The 22513-nt window shown below is 64.7% G+C and carries 21 protein-coding genes and 1 tRNA gene; 12 read left to right on the top strand and 10 right to left on the bottom strand.

Annotation, left to right across the window (positions count from 1 at the left end):
- Positions 1 to 34: 34 nt before the first annotated feature.
- Positions 35 to 1165 (top strand): glycosyltransferase, encoded by a 1131-nt coding sequence (locus T31B1_RS04940; protein ID WP_353248335.1) that lies wholly within the window; start codon positions 35 to 37, stop codon positions 1163 to 1165.
- 67 nt (positions 1166 to 1232) lie between these two features.
- Positions 1233 to 1874 (top strand): ABC transporter substrate-binding protein, encoded by a 642-nt coding sequence (locus T31B1_RS04945; protein WP_353248336.1) that lies wholly within the window; start codon positions 1233 to 1235, stop codon positions 1872 to 1874.
- 40 nt (positions 1875 to 1914) lie between these two features.
- Here T31B1_RS04945 and idi read toward each other — a convergent pair whose 3' ends face one another.
- From idi to mvaD, 4 genes are all read right to left on the bottom strand, one after another.
- Positions 1915 to 2493 carry an isopentenyl-diphosphate Delta-isomerase gene (gene idi, locus T31B1_RS04950; protein WP_353248337.1) on the bottom strand — a complete coding sequence of 193 codons (579 nt, stop codon included), beginning with the start codon at positions 2491 to 2493 and terminating at the stop codon, positions 1915 to 1917.
- A 25-nt stretch (positions 2494 to 2518) separates the two neighbouring features.
- Positions 2519 to 4804, bottom strand: a complete 2286-nt coding sequence (locus T31B1_RS04955; RefSeq protein WP_353248338.1) for a hydroxymethylglutaryl-CoA reductase, degradative — start codon at positions 4802 to 4804, stop codon at positions 2519 to 2521.
- 98 nt (positions 4805 to 4902) lie between these two features.
- Positions 4903 to 5916, bottom strand: a complete 1014-nt coding sequence (locus T31B1_RS04960) for a mevalonate kinase family protein (protein ID WP_353248339.1) — start codon at positions 5914 to 5916, stop codon at positions 4903 to 4905.
- Positions 5917 to 5919: 3 nt separating this feature from the next.
- The gene (gene mvaD, locus T31B1_RS04965) at positions 5920 to 6903 is read right to left on the bottom strand and encodes a diphosphomevalonate decarboxylase (RefSeq protein ID WP_353248340.1); all 984 of its coding nucleotides are present in this window, start codon (positions 6901 to 6903) and stop codon (positions 5920 to 5922) included.
- A 156-nt stretch (positions 6904 to 7059) separates the two neighbouring features.
- Here mvaD and T31B1_RS04970 point away from each other — a divergent pair, with 156 nt between their 5' ends.
- Positions 7060 to 8565: a hydroxymethylglutaryl-CoA synthase gene (locus tag T31B1_RS04970; protein ID WP_353248341.1), complete on the top strand. Its 1506-nt coding sequence runs from the start codon at positions 7060 to 7062 to the stop codon at positions 8563 to 8565.
- Between the two features lie 44 nt (positions 8566 to 8609).
- Here T31B1_RS04970 and T31B1_RS04975 read toward each other — a convergent pair whose 3' ends face one another.
- Together T31B1_RS04975 and T31B1_RS04980 are read right to left on the bottom strand one after the other, a co-directional pair.
- On the bottom strand, positions 8610 to 9650 hold the full coding sequence (locus tag T31B1_RS04975; RefSeq protein ID WP_353248342.1) for an NADP(H)-dependent aldo-keto reductase: 1041 nt from the start codon (positions 9648 to 9650) through the stop codon (positions 8610 to 8612).
- 84 nt (positions 9651 to 9734) lie between these two features.
- The gene (locus T31B1_RS04980; RefSeq protein ID WP_353248751.1) at positions 9735 to 10625 is read right to left on the bottom strand and encodes a phosphoribulokinase; all 891 of its coding nucleotides are present in this window, start codon (positions 10623 to 10625) and stop codon (positions 9735 to 9737) included.
- Between the two features lie 330 nt (positions 10626 to 10955).
- On the opposite strand from T31B1_RS04980, the gene T31B1_RS04985 reads away from it, so the two are divergent.
- The 4 genes from T31B1_RS04985 to dctP all read left to right on the top strand — a co-directional run bounded on the left by T31B1_RS04985 (position 10956) and on the right by dctP (position 13153).
- The gene (locus tag T31B1_RS04985; RefSeq protein ID WP_353248343.1) at positions 10956 to 11174 is read left to right on the top strand and encodes a hypothetical protein; all 219 of its coding nucleotides are present in this window, start codon (positions 10956 to 10958) and stop codon (positions 11172 to 11174) included.
- Positions 11175 to 11273: 99 nt separating this feature from the next.
- Complete coding sequence (locus tag T31B1_RS04990; RefSeq protein WP_353248752.1) at positions 11274 to 11687, top strand: M24 family metallopeptidase; 414 nt, start codon at positions 11274 to 11276, stop codon at positions 11685 to 11687.
- A 104-nt stretch (positions 11688 to 11791) separates the two neighbouring features.
- Positions 11792 to 11938: a hypothetical protein gene (locus T31B1_RS04995; protein ID WP_353248344.1), complete on the top strand. Its 147-nt coding sequence runs from the start codon at positions 11792 to 11794 to the stop codon at positions 11936 to 11938.
- Positions 11939 to 12049: 111 nt separating this feature from the next.
- Positions 12050 to 13153 (top strand): TRAP transporter substrate-binding protein DctP, encoded by a 1104-nt coding sequence (gene dctP, locus T31B1_RS05000; RefSeq protein ID WP_353248345.1) that lies wholly within the window; start codon positions 12050 to 12052, stop codon positions 13151 to 13153.
- A 704-nt stretch (positions 13154 to 13857) separates the two neighbouring features.
- On the opposite strand, the gene T31B1_RS05005 is transcribed toward dctP, so the two are convergent.
- The 4 genes from T31B1_RS05005 to thiS form a co-directional block, all read right to left on the bottom strand.
- A complete protein-coding gene (locus T31B1_RS05005) occupies positions 13858 to 15141 on the bottom strand; it encodes a TRAP transporter large permease (RefSeq protein ID WP_353248346.1) in 1284 nt (427 codons plus the stop codon).
- 39 nt (positions 15142 to 15180) lie between these two features.
- Complete coding sequence (locus T31B1_RS05010; RefSeq protein ID WP_353248347.1) at positions 15181 to 15810, bottom strand: TRAP transporter small permease; 630 nt, start codon at positions 15808 to 15810, stop codon at positions 15181 to 15183.
- Positions 15811 to 16083: 273 nt separating this feature from the next.
- Entirely contained in the window at positions 16084 to 16767 is a 684-nt protein-coding gene (gene trmB / locus T31B1_RS05015; protein ID WP_353248348.1) for a tRNA (guanosine(46)-N7)-methyltransferase TrmB, read from the bottom strand.
- A gap of 52 nt (positions 16768 to 16819) precedes the next feature.
- Complete coding sequence (gene thiS, locus T31B1_RS05020; RefSeq protein WP_353248349.1) at positions 16820 to 17818, bottom strand: sulfur carrier protein ThiS; 999 nt, start codon at positions 17816 to 17818, stop codon at positions 16820 to 16822.
- Positions 17819 to 18012: 194 nt separating this feature from the next.
- On the opposite strand from thiS, the gene T31B1_RS05025 reads away from it, so the two are divergent.
- The 5 genes from T31B1_RS05025 (at position 18013) to T31B1_RS05045 (ending at position 22342) form a co-directional block, all read left to right on the top strand.
- Positions 18013 to 20253, top strand: coding sequence for an AsmA family protein (locus tag T31B1_RS05025; protein WP_353248350.1), 2241 nt, complete (start codon positions 18013 to 18015; stop codon positions 20251 to 20253).
- A gap of 31 nt (positions 20254 to 20284) precedes the next feature.
- Positions 20285 to 20851, top strand: coding sequence for an SRPBCC family protein (locus T31B1_RS05030; protein WP_353248351.1), 567 nt, complete (start codon positions 20285 to 20287; stop codon positions 20849 to 20851).
- Positions 20848 to 21918 (top strand): A/G-specific adenine glycosylase, encoded by a 1071-nt coding sequence (gene mutY / locus T31B1_RS05035; protein ID WP_353248352.1) that lies wholly within the window; start codon positions 20848 to 20850, stop codon positions 21916 to 21918. The genes T31B1_RS05030 and mutY overlap by 4 nt, the downstream gene beginning before the upstream one ends.
- Positions 21915 to 22187, top strand: coding sequence for an oxidative damage protection protein (locus T31B1_RS05040; RefSeq protein WP_353248353.1), 273 nt, complete (start codon positions 21915 to 21917; stop codon positions 22185 to 22187). Before mutY ends, T31B1_RS05040 begins: the two co-directional genes overlap by 4 nt.
- Before the next feature lie 79 nt (positions 22188 to 22266).
- Positions 22267 to 22342 (top strand) — tRNA-Phe (locus tag T31B1_RS05045).
- Positions 22343 to 22513: the final 171 nt, after the last annotated feature.

Below are 22513 nucleotides of genomic sequence, written 5' to 3' on the forward strand. Positions count from 1 at the left end.
GCACGCCGGCGGCCTTTTTGTATGAGGCCCGCGCATGCTGCCGATCGCTGCCGTCATCGCTACCCTGATATGGTTCGGCCTGCTGTGCCTGCCCTGGCAGCCGTGGCGAATGCGCGAACGTTTCGAGGCCGCGGCAGGAGCGAGCCGGGCATGGGCGGATCTGTCGGATATCACCGTTCTGATTCCGGCCCGAGACGAGGCTCAAACGCTGCCGCGTACCCTCGCGGCACTGCAGGCGCAGGGCCAGGGGCTGCAGGTCGTCGTCATCGACGATCATTCGAGCGACGACACAGCCGAGGTAGCACGCCACGCCGGCCTGGCAAATTTGCAGGTCATTCCCGCCGACCCGCTGCCGGATGGCTGGACAGGCAAGCTGTGGGCGTTGGAACAGGGCCTTGCCCGCGCGAGCCGGGCACGCGTGGTGCTGCTCGATGCCGATATTGAGCTGGCCGCCGGCACGCTGGCCGGACTGCGTGAGCGCGCGATAGCGGACGATCGGCAACTGGTCTCGCTGATGGCCGCGTTGCGTATGGACAGCCTGGCCGAGCGTCTGCTCATGCCGGCGTTCATCTATTTCTTCAAGCTGCTGTACCCGTTTGCCCTGTCCAATGCCGGTTCGCGCTGGGTCGCCGCCGCCGCGGGCGGGTGCGTTCTTATTGATCGCGCCATGCTGGAGCGAATCGGTGGTTTCGCCAGTCTCCGCGATGCGGTCATCGACGATTGCACGCTGGCGGCGCGGGTGCGTGCAGCCGGCGGGCGGACGTGGGTCGGGGTGACTCATGCCGCGATCAGCCTGCGCGGTTACGACGACCTGGCCTCGATCCATGCCATGGTGGCCCGCTCGGCCTTCACCCAGCTGCGCTACTCGGTGGTCCTGCTCCTGCTCTGTACGCTGGTGATGGGCCTCATGTTCTGGGCGCCGCCGGTCGCGCTTCTGGCAGGCGATGACGCTACCCGCGCAATCGCTGCCCTGGCCGTCGCAGCGATGATCGCAAGCTATCTACCCACGCTGATCTATTATCGCCAGCGATGGATCTGGTCGCTGCTGATGCCGGTGACGGCCACGCTCTACCTGCTGATGACCTGGTCGTCGGCGGTGCGCTACTGGCGTGGCCTGCGTACCGCATGGCGGGGCCGCGACTATCATCGCGAGTCGTCGGACTGAACGTTGCGAACGGCCGCTGCGGGACGCGGTCGAACCTGAGAATCGCTGCTTGAAACGAGGAATGCCCATGCCCCAGCTTCGTGAGACCATCCGTCAGACGTTGGTCTGCGTGGTCGCCACCCTGGCTATCGTCGGCTGTATCGGTATCTGGTCGGCGGCCGCGGCCGAGCCGGCGCGCGCGGTGGTCGAGCGTCTGGACGGCCATTTGCTCACAACCATGAAACAGGCTGACGCGCTCGGCTTTGCCGGCCGTTACAAGAAACTGCGTCCGGTCATCGACGACAGTTTCGATTTGCCGCGTATCGCCCGGTTGGCGTTGGGCAGCGAATGGTCCGCGCTGGATGCAACACAGCAGGCGGCCTATGTGGCCAAGTTTCGCCAGGATACGATCGCGACCTATGCCAGCCGCTTCGACGGATATGACGGCCAGCGCTTCGAAGTTGTCGATGCGCGTGACGTGGCCGGTGGCCGGCGCCAGGTCGACACCGCCATCGTATCGGCGGATGGCAAGCGTACGCCGATCAACTACGTGCTCGCCCGCACCGACGGCGAGTGGCGCATCGTCAATGTCGTGGCCGGTGGCGTCAGCGATCTAGCGCTCAAGCGTGGCCAGTATACGACCGCCATCCGCAACCAGGGCGCTGACGGATTTCTGCAGCAGTTCGACCGGCAGCTGGCCAAGTATCCGGCGCTGCCGGCCGACGACTGAGCGCGCGGGCACACCGTCGCCGGCTGCGGCCGGACCCGATTCAGCAGTTCTCGACCGTGGCCCAGTGGTGGCTGCGGATACGCGGCCATTCGAGCTTGAGCCAGGGCGTATAGGCCGCCGGATTGTCCGCCAACTCGGCGTCCAGCCGCTCGGCCGACATAGTCTGGCAGGCCGAAATCTCGTTCGGATTGACCGATAGCGACGCGCTCGTGCGTCCGACATAGACCGAGCACAGCTCGTGTTCGGAACCGATGTCCCCGAAACGGGCGTGGTACTCGAAACGATAAAGAAACGTCAGCTCGGCATCGACGCCCAGCTCTTCATGCAGCCGGCGTTTTGCGGCCGCATCCACGGTTTCGCCGCGCCGGGGATGGCTGCAGCAGCTGTTGGACCAGAAACCGCCCCAGAGCTGCTTGCCCGGGGCGCGCTGTTGCAGCCAGATATTATCGTCGTCGTCGAACAAAAAGATCGAGAACGCACGATGCAGCACGCCCTCGCCGAGATGCGCCTCGGCCTTGGGCTTGTAGCCGAGCACGTTGTCATCGGAATCGACCAGGATCAGCGGTTCGTCGTCGAAGGATACGACCGGTGCGGTATCGGCATCGGAGAAGTCGGACATGGACAGTTTCCTGAAGCGCCGCGGACTAGCGGACTTCCGTGATAAAGGTGTTGTAGCCGGCCGCGCGCATGGCGGATGCGATCGGCTGGGTACGGTCGGGCTCGGCCACCGCGATCATCGCGCCGCCGCCACCGCCGCCGGTGAGCTTGGCACCGAGCGCGCCGTTACGGCGAGCGATCTCTACCAGTTCCTCGATTTCCCACGACGATACCTGTAACGCGTTGAGCAGGCCATGATCGATATTCATCAGCTCGCCCAGCTCGGCGATATCGCCTTTTCTGAGTGCGTCAACGCCGGCCAAGGCCAGCTCGTCGATCTGGCTGAAGATGGTTTCATACCGCTTCGGGTTTTTCTGCCAGGCTGCGCGCACGTGGCCGACGGTCTGCATGGTCAGTGTGGCCACACCTGACAGGCCGATGATCACCGGAATGGGCTCCGGGGTAGCCAGATCGCGAATCTCGGGGCGGGCGGTCGGGGCCGTCTTTCGGAACAGGATAGGACGACCGAACGTGGCCAGCGTATTATCGATGCCCGAGGGCGTGCCGTGGGCGATCTTTTCGCAATCGAATGCCAGATTGGAGATCTCGCGCTCGCTGATGGCCACGTCGAAACAGTCCGCCATCGCACGGATCACCGCCACCGCCAGCGCTGCCGAGGCGCCCAGGCCGTTGGCACGGGGAACACGCGGTACGACATCGACCCGCATGCCGCGATCGGCCACGCCGAGCCGTTCGGCGATGAGCGTGATCGAGGCATGCAGCGAGCTGATGCTGCGTTCGGGTTCGGACAGCCGCATTTCCACGCCCCAGCGCGGAATCATCAGATCGATATGCTCGCGCTGGGCCCGCACCTCGGCGCGGATATCCAGCGGAATGGGCGCGGCGATCGCATGGCGGCCGTACACCACCGAATGCTCGCCGAGCAGGATGATCTTGCCGTAACCGATATGCCCGGATGCCGCCTCGGCCTCGGCGTGTTCGATCACTTCCTGGGTATCGTCGGCCCGGCCGCGCGCCGTCGGGCCGCGGGCTTCCAGAGTGGCGATGATCTCGCGCGCCTTCCAGACCTTGATATCGCCGTCGGCGATCAGCCGGTCGACCACGTCGTCGAACATCGCCTCGCTGGCGCCGGCGGCCATGGCGACACTGCGCGCATGCAGCGTCATGTGACCGCGCTGAATACCGTGGGTGGACAGCGCTTTGATGGCCGCGAAATTCTGTGCCAGGCCGACAGCGCCCATGACTTCGGCCAGCTCGGGCGCGGATTCTACCCCCAGCACGCGATGCGCGATCTTGACCGCCTGATTGGACTCGACCTGACCGCCGACCGTGCCGACCTTGAGTGGAATATCCAGCTCGCCGACGAGATCACCCTCGGCGTTGGCATACCAGCGCGTCAGCGACGCGTAGCGCCCGGTGCGCGCGGCATAGGCATGGGCGGCCGCCTCGATTGCGCGCCAGTCGTTGCCGGTGGCGATCGCTACGGCATCGATACCGTTCATGATGCCCTTGTTGTGCGTGGTGGCCCGGTAAGGATCCATCTCGGCAAACTCGTTCGCCAGGATGATGCCGTCGCGCACCTCGATACCGGCATAGTCGCCGGCCTCCAGCAGCGTGGTCGGGATCACGGCTCGGGCACGAACCAGTGCGCGGTCGGTCAGGTTCGACAGGATGCGCAGGAACACCTGGCCGCCGGAGATCTTCTCTATGAGCGGGGCGGCGCCCTCGCACATGGTGTTCACCAGGTTCGCACCCATCGCATCGCGCGTATCGACCAGCAGATGCACGACCAGCATTTCGCCGTGGCTGGCGGTCGTGCCGTGAGTGATCACTTCGATATCGCGGGCGCCGCCGCCACGGGCGACCATGTTCGGGTGCAGGCTGTTGGCCAGGTTGAGGATCTCTTCGCGCGCCTGCAGCAAAGCCTGCTTGGCATGCGCGGCATGCGGCACGTTTACAACCTGGATCTGGCCGATCAGCAGGGGGCGTTCGGCGGTGACCGTGAAGCCGCCGGCGTGCCGGATGAGCTTGGCCGCGGAACTCACCGCCGCGATGATCGAGGGCTCCTCGACGACCATGGGCACAAGATAATCGCGCCCGTTGACCTGGAAATTCAGCCCCAGGCCCATGGGCAGGCCGAACGCCCCGATCACGTTCTCGATCAGGCGATCGGCCTTGTCGGCATCCAGCAGCTGACCGCCGTCGATCAGCATCTCGTACTCGCTCTCGCCGATGACTTCGCGCTCGAGCAGCACACGCAGCCGATCGGCCACCGAAAACTTGTAGAACTCGGGAATCCGGGAATGACTCATGGGCAAGGGTGTCGGCTGGAGAGGCAGCGATGACGATACGGTCGCTGCCAAATGCATTATTTTATCGCAAACGCCCGGTCGGCGGGCCGGACGGCAAGTCAGGACTCTAAACGTACGCCTTCTGCGCCGAACGCGAGCGCCACGACGTGGGCACCGGCGTTTTCGAGCGCGGCCCGCAGCTGGTCCGCATCCGTGCCGCGACGCGCGAACGCCAGGCCGACATCGCCGCCCCCAGCCCCGGAGGTCTTGAACACGCCGCGATGACGGGCCGCCAGCGCATGCAGCGTGCGGTGACGCTGGACGATGATCCCGGCACCGGCGTGATGGTCGAGAGCCAGCAACGCTTCGTAGTATTCCTTGGCCAGCTGCAGAAAACGGCTGGTCTGACTCAGCGCATGCTGCGCCGTGTCGGCCAGCCACGCCAGGCGCGCCAGATCCGCCGCATAGCCGTTTGGATCGAGCCGACCGTAGGCCTTCACCCGTGCGACCAGGTCGGCCGTGCTGGCACCGGTGCCGGTGACTACGGCCATGCCCTCGAGCGAGCCGGGCCACGTCAACGGTTGCGGGGCATGGTCGCGGACATAGCGGATCACGCCGCCGTAGACCGAGGCGGCGACATCGCCGCCGCTGCCGGCCCCGTCCTGGGCCTGCCGATGTGCACGTATCGCCAGTGCGCACAGGCGCGGTCGGGACAGCGGCAGGTTCGCTGCGATCGCCAGCGCCTGCATGAGCGCGGCCGCCACGGCCGCGCTCGAGCCCAGGCCGAGCTTGTAGCCGTCGCGGGCGAAATCACTGCTATCGATCTCCACCCGCTGGGGGGCCAATGGCGTCTCGAGCTGGTCGAACAGCACCTGGCGAACCGCAGCAAATACGCGCAGCTTATGGGCCTGTTCGGCGGTCAGCGAATCGTCGGCCACACCGTGCGGGCCGAGATCGAGATCGACGATATCCAGATTGGCCGCGTGCAGACGCCAGTGGCCGTCCTCGGCCGGCGTCAGGCCTACGCGTACCCGCCGGTCCACGGCGGTGAGCAGTGCGGGTGCGCCATCGATCACGGCATATTCGCCGACCAGGAAAAGCTTGCCCGGCGCGCTGACTTCGATCCGCTGCATGCCTCAGTCCAGCCGGTGTGCCGCCGGCCCCAGACCGCTGCGGCGTGCTTCGAGCACGCCCGGCACCTGCTCCAGTGCAGCGACCACGCGATCGGTATCGGCCGGCTGACATACGGCCTTGACCTGCGGTCCGGCGTCGATCGTGAAATACACGCCCACACCGTCGGCACGCAGTTGCCGCACGGCATGCATGGCCGCAACGGTGGCCGCATTCCAGTAGATCAGGCCGGGACGGGTCGAGAGCATCAGCCCGTGCAGCTTGAGACAGCTCATCTCCGACAGCGCGCCCAGTCGCGCGAAATCGCGGTCTTCGATGGCCTCGCGCATGGCCGCGAGGTCGGTCTCGGCGTGCCCTACCCAGGCGTCGTAGTAGTCCGAGCGCTGATCAAGATCCTGCATGCCCGTCGTCGAGTTCACGGACTTGCTGGTGGTGGCCGTGATCGCTACGACCACGTCGAGCGGCCAGGCGTCGGCATCGAGCAGCGGTTCGGCGAACGCGTCGGTGCCGTCGTCGCGCTCGCCGCGATGCATTTCGGCATAGCCGCCGAAGATCGAGCGTGCCGCCGAGCCGGAGCCCTGGCGGGCCAGTATCGACAGCTCGCGCGGCGAGAGATTCAGTCCGGCAGCCTGCGTAGCGGCCAGCGCCAAGGCTGCAAAGCCCGACGCCGACGATGCCAGGCCTGCGCCGGTCGGAAAGTTGTTCCAGGATTCCACCCGAGCCCGCGCGGTGATGTCGGCGTGCTGGCGAATCCGGTCGAGAAAGCCGGTGAAACGGGCCGGATCGGTGGTGCGTCCGCCGATTTCGATCTTGTCCTGTTCGAGGCCGGAAACGAACGTCACACGGGTATCGGTGTATAACGCATCCAGCGTGATCGATATCGATCCCACCGCCGGCAGATTCAGTGCGCTGTCTCGTTTGCCCCAGTACTTGATCAGGGCAATGTTGCTATAGGCACGGGCGGTGGCTGCATTGGGTCCGTGGCGCATGCGGCGGCGGCGTTCCTGGGGGCGTGAGTGCGCGTAAGGATACCCGATCGCAGCTGGAGCGCCCATGGACGGTCTACGTGACAAGGTGCAGCATTTGCTAGCATACGAGTAAACAAGGTGCGCTTTGTGAGCGCCGCAAACATGACGAGAAAGCCGATGCCCGGAATCAGTGGACTGGCCCTTTATCTTCCGCCCTACCGCGTTCAACTGGCCGATTGGTGCAAGTGGAACGATCAGCCCTGGGACAAGATCAAGAACGTCGTCGGGCGCAGTTTTCGCATGCGCGGGCCCGAACAGAGTGTCTACACGCTGGCGGCAAATGCGGTCTGGCGACTCATTCAGGCCTACGACATCGATCCCGCCGACATCGGTTATCTGGCACTGGGGACCGAATCGAGCAGCGACAACTCGGCGGGCGCGGTCATCGTCAAGGGCATGATCGACGATGCGCTGGCCGTACACGGCCAATCGCGCGTGTCGCGCGAATGCGAAGTGCCCGAATACAAGCATGCCTGTCTGGGCGGCGTCTACGCGCTCAAGGGCGCACTACGTTATCTGGCCACCGATGGGCGTGCGCGCAAGGCGATCGTGGTGTGTTCGGACATTGCCGAGTACGAACGTGGCTCGTCCGGTGAGCCGACCCAGGGGGCCGGGGCGGTCGCAATGCTGCTCGAAGCCGAGCCGAGGCTGCTGGAGGTCGATCTGGCCGGGTCGGGCAGTGCCTCGGATTACCGCATGGTCGATTTCCGCAAGCCGTTTGCGCGTTTTCGCGGCCAGCCGCAGCGTCACGACGGCCAGATGCAGGATCTGCCGGTCTTCAACGGCCGCTATTCGACCAGCTGCTACGTGGATGCCACCCGTCATGCGATGAACGCGATGCTGGCCAAGCAGAGCGACCGCCATGTCGACTATTTCCACAGTGTGGACGCCGTGTTCATGCATCGGCCGTATCACAGGATGCCCGCCGCCGGCTGGGCGATGGCCTATCTGTTCGCGCTCGCCGATGGCGATCAGACGTCGATCGACGAGCTGCGCGACCATTGCGCACGGGCCGAGATCGATGCCGATGCGTTGGTCGCCGAAATCGCCGGCGCCGCGCCCGATATGCGTGCCCGCGTGGCGGACGGGGCCAGCGGCGAGGATGCCTTCCCGCTGGCCGCCGAACTGCTGCGGCGCATGCGGCATACCGATGAGTACCGCCGCCTGGTCGACGAAAAACTCTCGCTGGGCAGCGAAATGATGCGGGATCTGGGCAATCTGTATACCGCCGCGCTGCCAGCCTGGTTGGCAGCCGGTTTTGTCCAGGCCAACTGCGATGGCCTATCGATGGCCGGTCAGCGCTGGCTGGCGCTGGGCTACGGCAGCGGAGACGCGGCCGAAGCTTTGCCGATGACGGTAGTCGACGGTTGGGAAGCGGCCGCGGAACGGATCAATTTCAGCCAAGCACTCGGCACCCCGCTGGATCTGAACGCGCACCAGTACGCTGCACTCCACGATGGCCATCCCGCCTCACTGGATCCGGTACCGGCGCGTGACGAGTTCGTCGTCGATCATATCGGGCGTCAGGACACCCCCGGCTTTCGCGATATCGGTATCGAATACTATCGCTACGTGCCGGGCGTGCGCCTGGTTCGCCGCAAGACCGCCACCGACGACCGCTAAGGGGCCCCGCACCGCGAGCCGTTGTGCGGTACCCGCGGCCGCGTTCAGGGGCAGGGGTTGGGATTGTCGGCGTGAATCGCCTCGATGGCGCCGATGAGCTCGTCTGACAGCTCGACTTCGGCGCTGTCGATATTGGCGGCCAGTTGGGTCAGATCGGTTGCGCCGATGATGTTGGCGGTCACGAAGCTGCGGCTGTTCACGTAGGCCAGCGCCATCTGGGCCGGATCCACGCCATGGCGATGGGCGAGTGCCACATACTCGGCCGCCGCCTGGCTGCCGCGTTCGTTGGTGTAGCGCGAAAACCGCTCCCAGCGCGTCAGTCGTGCGCCCTCGGGCCGGGCGCCATCCAGATACTTGCCGCTGAGTACACCGAAGGCTAGCGGCGAATACGCCAGCAGACGCACATCCTCCCGTTCGGCGCATTCGGCCAGCCCGATCTCGAAGGTGCGGTTGAGCAGGGAATAGGGGTTCTGGATCGAGACGACCCGCGGCAGATCCATCGATTCCGCCGCACGCAGAAAACGCATCAGTCCCCACGGTGTTTCGTTGGACAGGCCGATACAGCGGATTTTGCCTTCGGTGACGAGCCGGCCGAGCTCGCCGAGCGTATCTTCGATCGGTACGGCATCGTCCTCGGGATTGTGCACGTAGCCGCGCTTGCCGAAGGTATTGGTTCGTCGGTCCGGCCAGTGCAGCTGATACAGATCGAGATAATCGGTATGCAGGCGCTCCAGGCTGGCTTCCAGGGCGCCGCGAATCTGGCGCGGCGTCAGGCGCGTCTCGAAGCCGCCCCGCAGATAATCCATGTCCGAGCGGCCGACTACCTTGCTGGCCAGCACCACGTCGTCGCGCTTGCCGGTAGCCGCCAGCCAGGAGCCGATGTACTCCTCGGTACGTCCGTGGGTATCGGCCTTGGGTGGCACCGGATACATTTCTGCGGTATCGATGAAATTGATGCCATGGTCCAGTGCATAGTCGAGCTGTGCGTGGGCTTCGTCCTCACTGTTCTGCTCGCCGAAGGTCATCGTGCCGAGACAGATCCGGCTGACGTCGATATCGCTGCGGCCGAGTTTTCGATACTGCATGCAGGCTCTCGTACTGTGGGTGGCCCGGCCTGAGTCCGGTCGGGCGGTGGAATTCTATCGGAGGTCGTTCAGGCGGCCGACCGTTCAGCTGCGTCCGCCGATCATGTCGCGACGACGATCGACCAGGCGCTGGACAAGGGGGCCGACGATAATCTCGATGGCCATGCGCATCTTCGTTCCGGGTACGACCAGCGTGTTGGGGCGGGACATGAAAGCGCCGTGGATCATGGTCAGCAGATAGGGAAAATCCACCTGCCAGCGCTCGGGATCGCGAAAACGGATCACTACCATGGATTCGTCGGCGTTGGGCACATCGCGCGCCACGAACGGATTGGAAGTATCGACCAGCGGGACCCGCTGGAAGTTGACATCGGTTCGCGAGAACTGCGGCGTGATATAGCGCACGTAGTCCGGCATGCGCCGCAGGATCACCTTGGCGACATCTTCGGGCGCGTAGCCGCGCACATCGATATCGCGTCGGATCTTCTGTATCCACTCCAGATTGATGGTCGGCACCACGCCCACCATGAGGTCTACATGGCGCGCCAGATCGATCTGGTCGGTGACCGCACCGCCGTGCAAGCCTTCATAGAGCAACACGTCGGTATGGGCTTCGATCGGTGCCCAGTCGGTGAAGGTGCCCGGCTCCCGGCCGAATTCGGCGGCTTCGATTTCGTCGTGAAGATAGCGTCGTGTCTGACCGCCGCCGGTTTCTCCGTAATCGGCGAACAGCGCCTCGAGGCGGTCGAGCCGATTGGCGGCCGGCCCGAAATGGCTGAAGTTCTCGCCGCGAATGGTCGCACGACGAACCGCGTCGGCCATTTCCCGGCGGCTATAGGCATGGTAGGCGTCGCCGTCGATGAACGCCGCACGGATGCGCTGTCGATGAAAGATATGCTCGAAAGCGACGCGCGCAGTCGAGGTGCCGGCGCCGGAGGAACCGGTTACCGCAACGATGGGGTGGAGCACGGACATGATGGCGCCCAATGTGGCGGTAATGTGTCGATCGCGCAAGACCGGCGGGCCTCCACGCGCCGAGCCCCGACGTGCCTCCTGGTGGTTCGTTGCGCCCGGCGTGCCCCGTACGCCCGCGGTGAGTGCCATGGGTTACGCCGACGACCGGATGCCACTGGAAAACGCATCGGGGCGCCGGCACTGGCTTCTTCCGGCAACGAATACGACTCGTGCGCGTTGACCGCCCGGCATGGCATGGCCTTGGCCGGCTTCGATGCGCCCATGCTCGGCTAGGCTGCGGCGCCGCGCTATCTGACCGGTTGTACGATTTTCGAAGACTCCGTCCGGTGCGTGCGGTTCGTCTCGGCCGAGGCAACCGCGCTGTTCGTGCCCGTGATCGAGATCGGTCTGGTGGTCTGTGTGAGTCGTACCGACGAGGTCGTGGGCGATCTGTCGGAATCGCCGGCGCCGGGTGCGGCCCTGCCCAGCCGCCGTACCGACGGTCTGGCCGATACTGTGCGGCCGATGGTTGCGCTCGATCTGTGGAGCAATTCCATCGAGCCCGACTGATCGGTCCGGTAAACCGGGCGCGAGCGTGGCGGCTTCGTCGAACTGGGCGATCTGCTCTAGGGAAGTCGGCTAGTCGAATCGTCGACGGAACTGGGCTGGCTGGAACAGAGCGCGGTCTTCGCCGGCGCCGGTATGGATGCCGCGACGAACGTCATCGCCGCACGCCTGATCGGTCACCGCATCATTCAGGCCGGCGCGGCGGCGATGATCGGGCGCCGTGGCGGGTCCCTGAGCATGCAGCCGATCGTGACCACCGGCTTTTGCAGCGTCATCATCCCCACCCAGCACGCCGGCCATAGCGCGGTCGGGGATGTAGTCTTCCACCGGCTCGAAGCGGTGCGCCGACGCTATGCCGCACCGATGTTGCGTACGGCCGTGGTCGGTGCGTCCGGCGATGAAGTCCGCCGGTGCCATGACATCTGCCTGTCGGCGTTGGCAGCAGTCATGGATGTTGCGTGCGGCGGCGCTACCTTTGCCCGCGCCGTACGGGTCGGGCATGCGGCGGGCGCGTAGATCGCCGAGCGCGCGTTCTTTTCGGGCGCGTTCGGTGATCCGGTAGGTGTCCAGCTTTCGGCCTCACGGGTAGCCCCAGGTTCATCGCGGCCGATTGTCAGTCCATGGTCGCCGACGACATGGGCTTTCACCTGCCGGTCTGTCTGCGCACCTCCGGCAAGTTTGCTGTCGGTTTCAGTGAAACGGTGCCGGTGATGTCGGCCGACGCCCGGCGCAACACCGCCAACGATCTAACGCGTGCGGCCTACTGATCGCGAGCCTGCGGTGCGGGCCGGAATAGGCGTGCGGGTTGACACGCCGGCTGCCTATGTCAGTTTAAAAGGGGTGACATTTTTCACAAAGCTACTCAACAGGGGGGAACCATGCGCCTGATGAAAACCTTCTCTACGTTCTGTGCCGTGACGCTCACGGCACTGGCGGTCGCAGGCTGCGGCCAGTCCTCGGACAGTTCGGATGCGTCCGAGAGCGCCCAGAACAGCGATCAAAGCCAGCCGAAGCAGACCTGGAAATTCGGTCTCGAGGAAATCGAAGGCAGCGTTCAGTATCAGTACGCCGCCGATTTCAAGAAGATGATCGAAAAGCAGAGCGACGGCAACATCTCCGTCGAACTGCTGCCCTACGGCAAGTGGGGCTCGAGCTATTCGGCGCTGTACGACGCGATCCAGAACGGCGCGATCCAGATCGGGTTCGGGTCCGGCGCGCTGGGCGGTACCGTGCCGGAAAGCCAGTTGCTCAGCCTGAATTTCGTGATGCCGTCCGATCAGTGGCAGACCGCGCAGGCGCTCAACTCCGATACGTTCCTGCAGAGTGACGCCTGGCAGAAGGCGTTCGCCGATCGCGGCCTGGTACCGCTGGCCGAGCTCACCGAGGGCTATCAGGTGTGGACGGCCAACAAGCCGATCGAAACCCCGGCCGATATGAAGAATCTTCATATCCGAGTCATGGACAACAGCCTGCTGCGCTCGACCTACAAGGCCTATGGCGCTTCGCCGATCACCATCGCCTACGGCGAGCTCTACAGCGCGCTGCAGCAGGGCCAGGCCGAGGGCAATATCCAGCCGGTGTTCGCGCACGAGGAAATGGGCTTCTATGAAGTCCAGTCGAACATGATCTTCGCCAAGCAGTCGCAGTTCGTGGCCACGCTGATGGGCAATAAGGACTGGTTCGACGGGCTGACCGATGACCAGAAGAAGATGGTCAAGGACGTCACCACCAAGCTGGTCAAGACGGGCTACGACATCCAGGAGAAGTTCAACTCCGAGCGCCTGGACACCATCAAGTCCAAGAGCGATATCAATATCGTCGAGCTTAACGACGACCAGCGGGCGCAGTTCCGCGAGATGGCCAAGCCCGTGCGGCAGACGTTCATCGACGACGTTGGCGAGGGCGCCAAGAATTCGCTCGATGCCCTGCTCAAGGCCGTGGACGAATCCGGCGGCGGCGACGACAAGAAGAAGGCGCAATAGCGCGTCTTCGACGGCCTGACGAAGCGCCCGCGCTTCGCGACCGCCCGGCGTTCGGTATGTGGTGTGCATACCGTCGCCGGGTTTTTTTTGGGCGGGCGCCTCGTATGCCGCGGTCGGGATGCCGCCATCCCTTGCATCGATCCGTTCGCTGTCGGGCTGAAAACGGTCTCTACCGGAAAGACGGGTCGCGCTGTGGCGCCCCCGATCGGCGCGTCGATACGGAGTCGGGTGCCTTGCAGCGGGCAGGACACCTGCGGGTACGCGTCGGTCCAACGTGCGCCGATGGGTGATCCCCATCCAGTCGCCGTGTTGCACACGTGGCTGGCGTTTCAAGCCAGGCTGTTCACGGCAACGGACACCCTAGAGGTCGTTGCTAGTGGGTGAGGCGGCGCCCTGGCCGACGGACCGTTTCGCAGGATGGGGCGCGGCAGGCCCCGTCCCTGGCCGCGAGTCAGGCCGTCGGACTAAATGAGCCGGCTCACCGGCGCCGTTGCGCATGCCGGGGCCAGAAACGACCTGTCCGAGCGCCCACTAACCGGTTGGCGAGGCCCAACACGCGCGCCTATCGCGCCTGGGCCACAACGCGCGCACAGCAATCAACCAGCGCATGACCAAGCTGTGCTCGATCGGTTCGCAAAGCGACCCATGCGAAACCGCAACCGAGACCGTCGATACGCGATGGACGCGCACCGACGGGTGGCGATCTACTGGGCGCCGAGTGAGGGCAGGAACAGCGAGATCTGCGGAAACAGAATCAGGATGAAGGTGGCCAGCAGCAGTATGCCGATGAACGGCGGAGTGCCGCGGATGACATCCATATAGGGCCGCCGGAACACGGCAATGGCGGTGAATATATCGCAGCCGAACGGCGGGGTGGCCGAACCGATGGCCGCCTGCAGGGTCACGATCACGCCGACGTGAACCGGATCCAGCCCGGCGGATTGGACGAGCGGCTTGAAGATCGGCACCAGGATCAGAATGACCACGATCGGGTCGACGAACATGCAGCCGACGAAGAACGCAGCGGCGATGAGCAGCAGCGCCAGGATCTGATTGTCGCCGATGCTATCGATGGCCGGGCCGAGAATCTGCTCCGGCACGCCGGCCGTGCCCAGCGCCTGCGAGAATGCCGCGCCGACCGCCACCAGGATGAACACCACCGCGGTGATCATGCCCGTGGACAGAGCGAGACTGCCCAGGTCGCGAACGGATACCTTGCGGTAGATCACCACTTCGAGCAGTAGCGCATAGGCGACCGCGATCGCCGAGGCTTCGACCGCGCTGAAATAGCCGCCGTAGATCCCGCCCACGACGATGACCGGGAATCCCAGTGGCAACAGGGCCTTGCGTACCGCGACCAGCCGTTCGCTCCAGGGCGCCTTGGGCTCGGGTTCTATGCCCTTGATACGGGCGCCGATATAACAGTAGATCGAAAACATCAGCAGGATCAGCAAGCCGGGCAGGATGCCGGCCAGGAACAGATCGCCGATGGAGGTCTTCATGACCACGCCGTAGACGATGAAACCGATGCTCGGCGGAATCAGCAGCGCAATATCGGAGGCGTTGATGATCAAGGCCAGGGCGAACTTGTCCGGGTAGCCCTTGGCCAGCAGCCGTGGGCGCATCGGCCCGCCCATCGCTACCACGGTGGCCTGGGTAGAGCCGGAAACGGCGCCGAACAGCGCACAGGAGGCGGCCGTCGTGATCGGCAGCCCGCCGCGGATATGACGGGTGAATGAATCCACCAGATCCAGAAGCCGGTTGGCGGTGTGGCCCTTGGTGAGGATGTCGGCGGCGAAGATGAACATCGGCACGGCCGCTAGAACCCAGCTGCCGACCCCGGAAATCATCCAGCTGACAGCCTGATCGGGCCCGAAGAAGGTCATCCCCGTGAACATCATGTATAAGGTGCCGGCCGCCAGCGGCACCATCATCGGAAACCCGAGCATCAACAGCACGAGCATGGTTATTCCAAGCCACATCAGCATGTGCATGTCCCCCGGTTCATGGTTGCCGTCTCGATCCGATCAGACGCCATAGGTTTCGTCCTCGACGTGCGTCTGGCCGCTGTCGTCGATCGGCACATCGGAATACTCTTCCTTCTCGGTGAACGAGCGATAGATATCCTCGCTCACGAGATTCCGTATCGTGGTCAACACGTACTGCACGCCGGCCAGACCGAAGCCGATCGGCACGGCTGCATAGACCATCCACATCGGCACATGTAGTGAAGAGCTCACGCGACCGCGGCTCTGCGTGACAATCACGTACTCGGCCGATTTGTAGGCGAAATAGAACATCAGCACCGCCGTACCCAGACAGATGACAATCAGCAGCGCCTTGCGCAGCCGGCCGCTGAGCTGGTCGTAGATTGCCGACATGCTGATATGACGCGCACAGCGGGCGGCGTAGCCGACGCCGATGAAGGTCATCACCACGATCAGCATCTCGGTGACCTCGTAGGTACCGGGTATACCGCGATCGAAGAGCAGATTGCCCACGACATGGGCGCTCATGAGCAGGGCCATGATCAGAACGCTGCCGGCGATGATCACGCGCTCGATCCAGCCGAGGCCTCGGTCGAGTGCGCCTAGAAAACCCAGAAAAGCACTGTGCCGGCGTGCTTCGCCGGAATGCGTCGTATCGTGTTCTGCCATGTGATCAGCCTCGCGTGGCGTCAGATCGCGCTCGATCCGCTGGCCCGAATCTGTGGCTTACGGCCCTGATCGTGCGTCGATGAATCCGAGTCAGTCGCAGCGACGGCCTGCCACCGGTGTGCCCGGAACCCCTTTTTTGACCGTACAACCTTTTCCCTGGGCTCGCCAGTTCGACCTACGTGGTATGCCGGCAGCCGCGAACCCGCCGCCGGACGGCTGTCTAGAGCGGATGCAAGATCGGTGCCCGGACAGGCGGGGTGCTGGAACGGGTATTCAGACAGGGCGGCGGTAGGCCATGTCGAACACGGCGTGGCCCCTGCGCAGACCGCGGTGCTCGAACCGTGTGCCGGGACGGGGCGGGGCGCTGACATAGCCGTTGTCATCGCCGATGTTGTCGAACTTCGGATGCCGATCGAGCACTTCGCGAATATGGTCGCCGTAGTTGGCCCAGTCGGTGGCCAGTCGCCAGATGCCGCCCGGCTTGAGCACACGCGCGATCTCGTCTGCAAACGCCGGCTGGACGATCCGGCGCTTGTGATGACGCTTCTTGGGCCAGGGATCGGCAAAATACAACAGGACGGTATCCAGGCTGGCCGGGCCGAATGCACGTGCCAGCACGTCGACCGCGTCGGTATCGAACACGCGCGCGTTGGTTGCACCGACCTCGTCGAGCCGGCCCAGCAATCGGCCGACACCGGCCCGATAGACCTCGATCCCGATGAAGTCTTGCTCAGGATGCCGTTCTGCGAGTTCGGCCAGCACCTCGCCGGCACCGAAACCGATCTCGAGCGTGCGCGGTGCGTCTCGTCCGAACACGTCGGGCCAGTTCAGCGGCGCGGGCGGCAGCTCCAGCCCATAGATCGGCCACAGCCGATCCAGGTTCTTCTGCTGTCCGGGAGTGAGACGGCCTTCCCGCTTGACGAAGCTGCGGATACGACGCGTGTGAGCCTCGGCCATGACGATCAGCCGGGGGTGTCGTGAGAGGCGGCCAAGATATGGGGTCCGTGCATCAGAACGGCAGCCCGCTCATCGGCGACGACGCGGACGCATAGCGGCGGCGAGGCATGCGGCCGGCCAGAAACGCCTGGCGACCGGCGATTACCGCGTGGCGCATTGCCTGAGCCATGAGTACCGGTTTGCCGGCCTGGGCAATCGCCGTATTCATGAGCACACCGTCGCATCCCAGCTCCATGGCGATGGCCGCATCGGAGGCGGTTCCCACCCCGGCATCCACGATCACGGGTACGTTGGCGTGTTCGACGATCTCGATCACGTTATAGCGATTCTGGATACCCAGGCCGGAGCCGATCGGCCCGGCCAGGGGCATGATGGCCACGCAGCCGATTTCCTCGAGCCGCCGCGCGGCAATCGGGTCGTCGCTGGTATAGACCATCACCTCGAAGCCGTCGTCGACCAGCTGACGGGCGGCCACCAGCGTTTCGGCCATGTCGGGATATAGCGTTTTCTTGTCGCCGAGCACCTCGAGTTTGACCAGGTTGTGGCCGTCGAGCAGCTCGCGCGCCATGCGGCACGTGCGCACTGCCTCGTCGGCGGTGTAACAACCGGCGGTATTGGGCAGCAGGGTGTATTTCGTCGGCGGAATGACGTCCAGGAGATTGCGCTGCTTGGCCGCTTCGGGATCGGTCAGTGCCGGGGTGCGTCGAATGGCCAGCGTGACGATTTCGGCACCGGAGGCGCCGATAGCGGCTTCGGTTTCGTCCAGATCGGCGTACTTGCCGGTACCCACCAGCAGCCGCGATTCGAACCGGCGCTCGCCGATGCGCAGGGTGTCGCTTTCCGAAACCGCCTGTCCGCCGCCGATCGCGTGCACGATCTCCAGGGTATCGCCCGGCGCTATCAGCGTTTCAGGGTGCTTGTCGCGCGGGACGATCTGGCCGTTGTGTTCGACGGCAATACGCTGATCGCCGTAGCCGAGGTCGACGATCAGTTGGGCCAGCGTGGCGTGTTCTGCGCACTCCGCCGGTGCGCCGTTGACTTCGATCTGCATGGATGTTGCCCGAGTTGGCGTGAACGTGGCCAGCCAGCGGCCGGCACGGATCAGGCGAGGTAGAATAACGCGGCTGTCGCCGACGTGCGATGCACGACTTGCGCGTCGTGGCAGTGGCGCGCCAAGGTGGCGTCCACCGTGCTGCCGGCAGGCGTCCGGCCGACCGGTCATCATCTGTTCACGGCGTGGCCTTCATGAAACGTTTCGTCAAAATTCTTATCGGCGTGGTGATCGCGCTCTTGGTGGTCGCGGTGCTGGGCCTGGGTGCGCTGGCCCTGTGGTTCGATCCCAACGACTACAAAAGCGAGATCCATGCGGCTATCGAGCGCCAGATTGGCCGTTCGGTGGATATCCAGGGCGATATCGAGCTGTCTGTGTTCCCCTGGCTGGGTGTCGAACTGGGACGGGTCACCGTGGCCAACGCACCGGGCTTCGGTGAACAGCCGATGGCCGAAATGGCTGGCGCGGCGATCAGCGTCAAGCTGTTGCCGCTGATCACCCGCCAGATCGAGGTGGGCACTGTCAGTCTCGATGGACTGCGGCTGCGGCTGGCTCGCAACGCGGCCGGCCGGGACAACTGGACGGATATCACCGAGCATCTGTCGGCCGACCAGAACAGCGATCCGAGCGATCCGGAGCCGCCGAATTCGTCGGAAGACGAGACTGCCGAACCGGCGCCGGCCGGCGGCGAACAGGGTTTCCGGCTATCGTCGCTGCAGATCGGCGCCATCGAAGTACACGACGCGGCGGTCTCATGGCGCGATGAACAAGCCGACAGCGACTACCGGATCGACGGCTTCAACCTGGAAACCGGGCGATTGTCCGACGGCCAGCCTGTGCGGCTGGAGTTTTCCGGCGATATAAAAGCACCGGCACACAAGGTCGACGCCGCATTCAACCTGGTCACCCGTATCGAGCCCGATGTCGCCGAGCAGTTCTATCGTTTCTCGGGGCTCAGTCTCAATCTGCTGGCCACCGGCGAGGGCGTGCCTGCCGGGCGGCAACAGGCCACGTTGTCGGGCAGCGGCGAGCTGGATCTGGCCGACGGACGGCTCAAGCTGGCAGGCGTGAGTCTGCAGGGGGCCGGCCTGAACATCACAGGCAATCTCGACAGCGTCGGGCTCAACGCCGATCCTTCTTATAGTGGACGCGTCACCGTCAAGACCTTCGATCCGCGCGCGGTGATGCGTGAACTGGATATCGCTGCACCGGCTACCCAGAAAGCCTCGGCCCTGTCCTCGGCAGGGTTCGATGCCCAGTTCAATGGCACGCCCTCGAAGATCGAGTTCAAGCAGATACTGGCGACACTGGATGGCAGCTCCCTCAAGGGGTCAGCCGGCATCGCGGATTTCGCTCAGCCCAGCATCGGCTTCGATCTCGGCCTGGACCAGCTCAACGTCGACGACTATCTGCCGCCGGGCAGTGCCGAGCAGGCCCGGACCGACACGCCGCCGGAAACCGGCGGCGGAGACCAGCAGAAAGACGCCGAGATCGATCTGTCGGCGCTCGATGACCTTCGCCTCGACGGCAAGCTCGCGGTCGCTGCGCTGACCGCCGCCAATATTCGGGTCACCGATGCCAAGCTCACCGTCAAGGCGCGCGATGGCGTGCTGACGATCGATCCGCTGACCGCCGATCTGTATCAGGGCAATCTACGCATGGCTGCGACGGTCGATGCATCCGGCGACACGCCGGGCTATACGCTGGCCGGCAACCTGAACGGGCTGCAATTCCAGCCGCTGCTCGAGGATATGGCCGATACCGACAAGATCTCGGCGCTGGCCAGCATGAACGTGGACGTGCGCACCGCCGGCCGCCAGGTCGCGGCCATGAAGCGCGGCTTGTCCGGGGATTTCGGTTTCGATCTCAGGGACGGATCATTCAACGGCTTCGATCTGCGCCAGATGCTGGCCGGCGCCCGGGCCCGCTTTTCCGGCAGCCAGGCCGCCGAGAGCGGCAGCGGTATCGGCTCGGAACAGAAGACGCCCTTCGGCCGCATGAATGGATCGTTCGATATCGACCGCGGCGTGGTCTCAGGCGACGACCTGACGCTGGTGACGCCATTCGCACGGGCCTCCGGCGCCGGTCAGTACGACCTGGCATCGAACGCGCTGGACTACACGGTCAAGACCACGGTGGCCGACGAGGCTAGCGGCAAACTGGCTGATCTGGCCGGTGTGAGTGTGCCGATCCATCTGACTGGCAACCTGCTGGCACCCAGCTATTCGCTGGATATCGGCAGCGCGCTCAAGGGGCTCGCGGATCAGCGATTGGCCGACGAGAAAGCCAAACTGGCCGACAAGGTGCGCCAGAAGATCGATGCGCGCGCCGACAAGGTCGAACCGGAGGTCGCCGACAAGATCAAGCAAGGCATTCGAGGGCTGTTCGGCAACGGCGACAAGGCCGACGACGATGCGCAGCAACCCGCTCGCTAGTCGCGCTCGGTCCGTCACCCTGGCAGCTTCGATGTCGGCGCTCGCGATACTCGGCGGATCGATGGCCAGCCCGCTGGCCCGTGCGATGCAGATCGAGCGCATGGACGTTGAGCGCAACGGCGATCGGTTCACCGTACGGGCTGCGATGGTGCTCAAAGTGGCCGAGCCGTCGGCATTCGCGGCGGCCACGGATTACGAGCGGCTGCCTGAGTACAATCCGTCGATTCTATCCAGCCGCCGATTGGGCGACGATCGCCTGCGCTCGGATATGCGTCTGTGCGCGGCATGGTTCTGCAAGACGGTGCGCCAGACTCTGACCGTGACCGAACAGCCACCTACGGCTATCGACATGCAGGTGGTGCCCGGCTCCGGGGATCTGAAGCAGGGCAGCGCGCACTGGCGTTTCCTGCCGGCCGGCGAGGGGCATACCCGGCTCGCGTTCGAGGCCGATATCCAGCCGGCGTTCTGGGTGCCGCCACTGGTCGGCGGCTACCTGGTCGCGCGTGAGCTCCGCCGCCAGGCCGAAATCACCGGACGCGCTATCGAGCGCCTGGCCGCCGACATGGACGCCCATCGGCCCGGGCAGGCCCCGAATTGAGCGCTTGCGAGCGCGACACGCCGCCGGCGCATATCGCCGGGCCCTTGCTGCGCTGGTTCGATGACCACGGTCGGCACGATCTGCCCTGGCAGCATCCCCGTAGCGCGTATCGTGTCTGGGTTGCAGAAATCATGCTCCAGCAGACCCAGGTCGTCACGGTCGTCGACTACTTCAACGCGTTCATGACGCGGTTTCCGGATATACAGACGCTGGCCGCGGCAGACAACGATGCGGTGATGGCACATTGGGCGGGGCTGGGCTACTACGCTCGAGCGCGTAATCTGCATGCGGCGGCCAAGCGTGTGGTCGCCGAGCACGGAGGCCGCTTTCCGACCAGCGTCGAGCAACTGATGCGGCTGCCGGGCATCGGCCGGAGTACCGCCGGCGCAATCGTCGCGCAGGCTTTTGGCATCTGGGCGCCGATCCTGGACGGCAACGCCAAACGCGTGATCGCGCGGCTGGCGGCTGTCACCGAAACACCGGGTACGGCCGCCTTCGAAAAGCCGCTCTGGCGGCTGGCCGAGCGCTATACCCCAAACCGGCGCATCACCGACTACACCCAGGCGATCATGGACCTGGGTGCAACCGTGTGTACGCGTGCCCGGCCACAATGCACGCGCTGTCCGTTGCATAAAGATTGTCTGGCCGCCCGTTACGATCTGCAGCCCCGAATCCCCGCCCCGCGCAAACGCAAGGCACGGCCGCAGCGCGAAGTAACGGTGATCGTGGCGAGCGACGATCAAGGCCGTATCCTGCTGGAAAAACGCCCGCCCAGCGGTATCTGGGGTGGGCTGTGGAGCCTGCCCGAGCAGGAAGCCGATCTGTCGATCGTCGCATTCTGTCGCCATCGCCTCGGCATCGAGATCGAGCCCGGCGCCCGCCTGTCGCCCATCGCTCATGCCTTCACCCATTTCGAATTGCTGATTCATCCACAGAAGGTGCAGGTGATCGGTTCAGCCCGTATCATGGATAGTTCGCTGCAATGGTACGCACGCGACCGGCTGCCGGGTCTGCCCGCACCGATGGCGCGCGTGCTCGACACACACCAACACGCATTCGCGCTATGAGTCACACCGTCCACTGCGTCAAGCTCGACAAGCACGCCGAAGGGCTGCCGCGCCCGCCGCTGCCCGGCACGCTGGGCCAGCGTATCTACGACAACGTCTCGATGCAGGCCTGGCAGCAGTGGCTGGTCGAACAGACCCGCCTGATCAACGAATATCAGCTGCACCTGGCCGATCCGAAGGCGCGGGAGTTCCTGGCCGAGCAGACCGAGGAATATTTCTTCGGCAGCGGCGAGACCGCGGAAACACACTACGTGCCGCCGAAAAGCTAGCGTGATTCGCGTCCGGGCGGTTGACTCGCAACGTCCGGATCGGTCTAATACGCGTTCTTCGAGATCGGTTCCACGATCCGGCCGGATAGCTCAGTTGGTAGAGCATGCGACTGAAAATCGCAGTGTCGGTGGTTCGATTCCACCTCCGGCCACCATCTTCTCCTGATTCGAATCCCTCGACAGGATCGCTCGAGATCCCGACATCTCGACGCCGCCGTATCACCGGCGCCTCCCACATCTAGCATCTGGCCGCTCGCCTGCTCGTGACGCGTTCGCAAGCAGTCGAGCCGCCGCGATCGTATCGATAGTCCTTGGCAGGCCGTCGA

The organism is Salinisphaera sp. T31B1, assembly GCF_040361275.1.
Taxonomy (GTDB): domain Bacteria; phylum Pseudomonadota; class Gammaproteobacteria; order Nevskiales; family Salinisphaeraceae; genus Salinisphaera.

What these genes read in the sequence shown, in the direction of transcription:
- T31B1_RS04960 (WP_353248339.1), bottom strand. Translation starts at nt 5,916, where the DNA reads ATGCAGCGGATCGAAGTCAGCGCGCCGGGCAAGCTTTTCCTGGTCGGC.
- dctP (WP_353248345.1), top strand. Translation starts at nt 12,050, where the DNA reads ATGCGCCTGATGAAAACCTTCTCTACGTTCTGTGCCGTGACGCTCACG.
- T31B1_RS04955 (WP_353248338.1), bottom strand. Translation starts at nt 4,804, where the DNA reads ATGAGTCATTCCCGGATTCCCGAGTTCTACAAGTTTTCGGTGGCCGAT.
- T31B1_RS05010 (WP_353248347.1), bottom strand. Translation starts at nt 15,810, where the DNA reads ATGGCAGAACACGATACGACGCATTCCGGCGAAGCACGCCGGCACAGT.
- T31B1_RS05040 (WP_353248353.1), top strand. Translation starts at nt 21,915, where the DNA reads ATGAGTCACACCGTCCACTGCGTCAAGCTCGACAAGCACGCCGAAGGG.
- T31B1_RS04945 (WP_353248336.1), top strand. Translation starts at nt 1,233, where the DNA reads ATGCCCCAGCTTCGTGAGACCATCCGTCAGACGTTGGTCTGCGTGGTC.
- mvaD (WP_353248340.1), bottom strand. Translation starts at nt 6,903, where the DNA reads ATGCGCCACGGACCCAATGCAGCCACCGCCCGTGCCTATAGCAACATT.
- T31B1_RS05025 (WP_353248350.1), top strand. Translation starts at nt 18,013, where the DNA reads ATGAAACGTTTCGTCAAAATTCTTATCGGCGTGGTGATCGCGCTCTTG.
- T31B1_RS04940 (WP_353248335.1), top strand. Translation starts at nt 35, where the DNA reads ATGCTGCCGATCGCTGCCGTCATCGCTACCCTGATATGGTTCGGCCTG.
- T31B1_RS04995 (WP_353248344.1), top strand. Translation starts at nt 11,792, where the DNA reads ATGGTCGCCGACGACATGGGCTTTCACCTGCCGGTCTGTCTGCGCACC.
- T31B1_RS05005 (WP_353248346.1), bottom strand. Translation starts at nt 15,141, where the DNA reads ATGCTGATGTGGCTTGGAATAACCATGCTCGTGCTGTTGATGCTCGGG.
- T31B1_RS05030 (WP_353248351.1), top strand. Translation starts at nt 20,285, where the DNA reads ATGTCGGCGCTCGCGATACTCGGCGGATCGATGGCCAGCCCGCTGGCC.
- T31B1_RS04980 (WP_353248751.1), bottom strand. Translation starts at nt 10,625, where the DNA reads ATGTCCGTGCTCCACCCCATCGTTGCGGTAACCGGTTCCTCCGGCGCC.
- trmB (WP_353248348.1), bottom strand. Translation starts at nt 16,767, where the DNA reads ATGGCCGAGGCTCACACGCGTCGTATCCGCAGCTTCGTCAAGCGGGAA.
- T31B1_RS04970 (WP_353248341.1), top strand. Translation starts at nt 7,060, where the DNA reads ATGCCCGGAATCAGTGGACTGGCCCTTTATCTTCCGCCCTACCGCGTT.
- thiS (WP_353248349.1), bottom strand. Translation starts at nt 17,818, where the DNA reads ATGCAGATCGAAGTCAACGGCGCACCGGCGGAGTGCGCAGAACACGCC.
- T31B1_RS04975 (WP_353248342.1), bottom strand. Translation starts at nt 9,650, where the DNA reads ATGCAGTATCGAAAACTCGGCCGCAGCGATATCGACGTCAGCCGGATC.
- idi (WP_353248337.1), bottom strand. Translation starts at nt 2,493, where the DNA reads ATGTCCGACTTCTCCGATGCCGATACCGCACCGGTCGTATCCTTCGAC.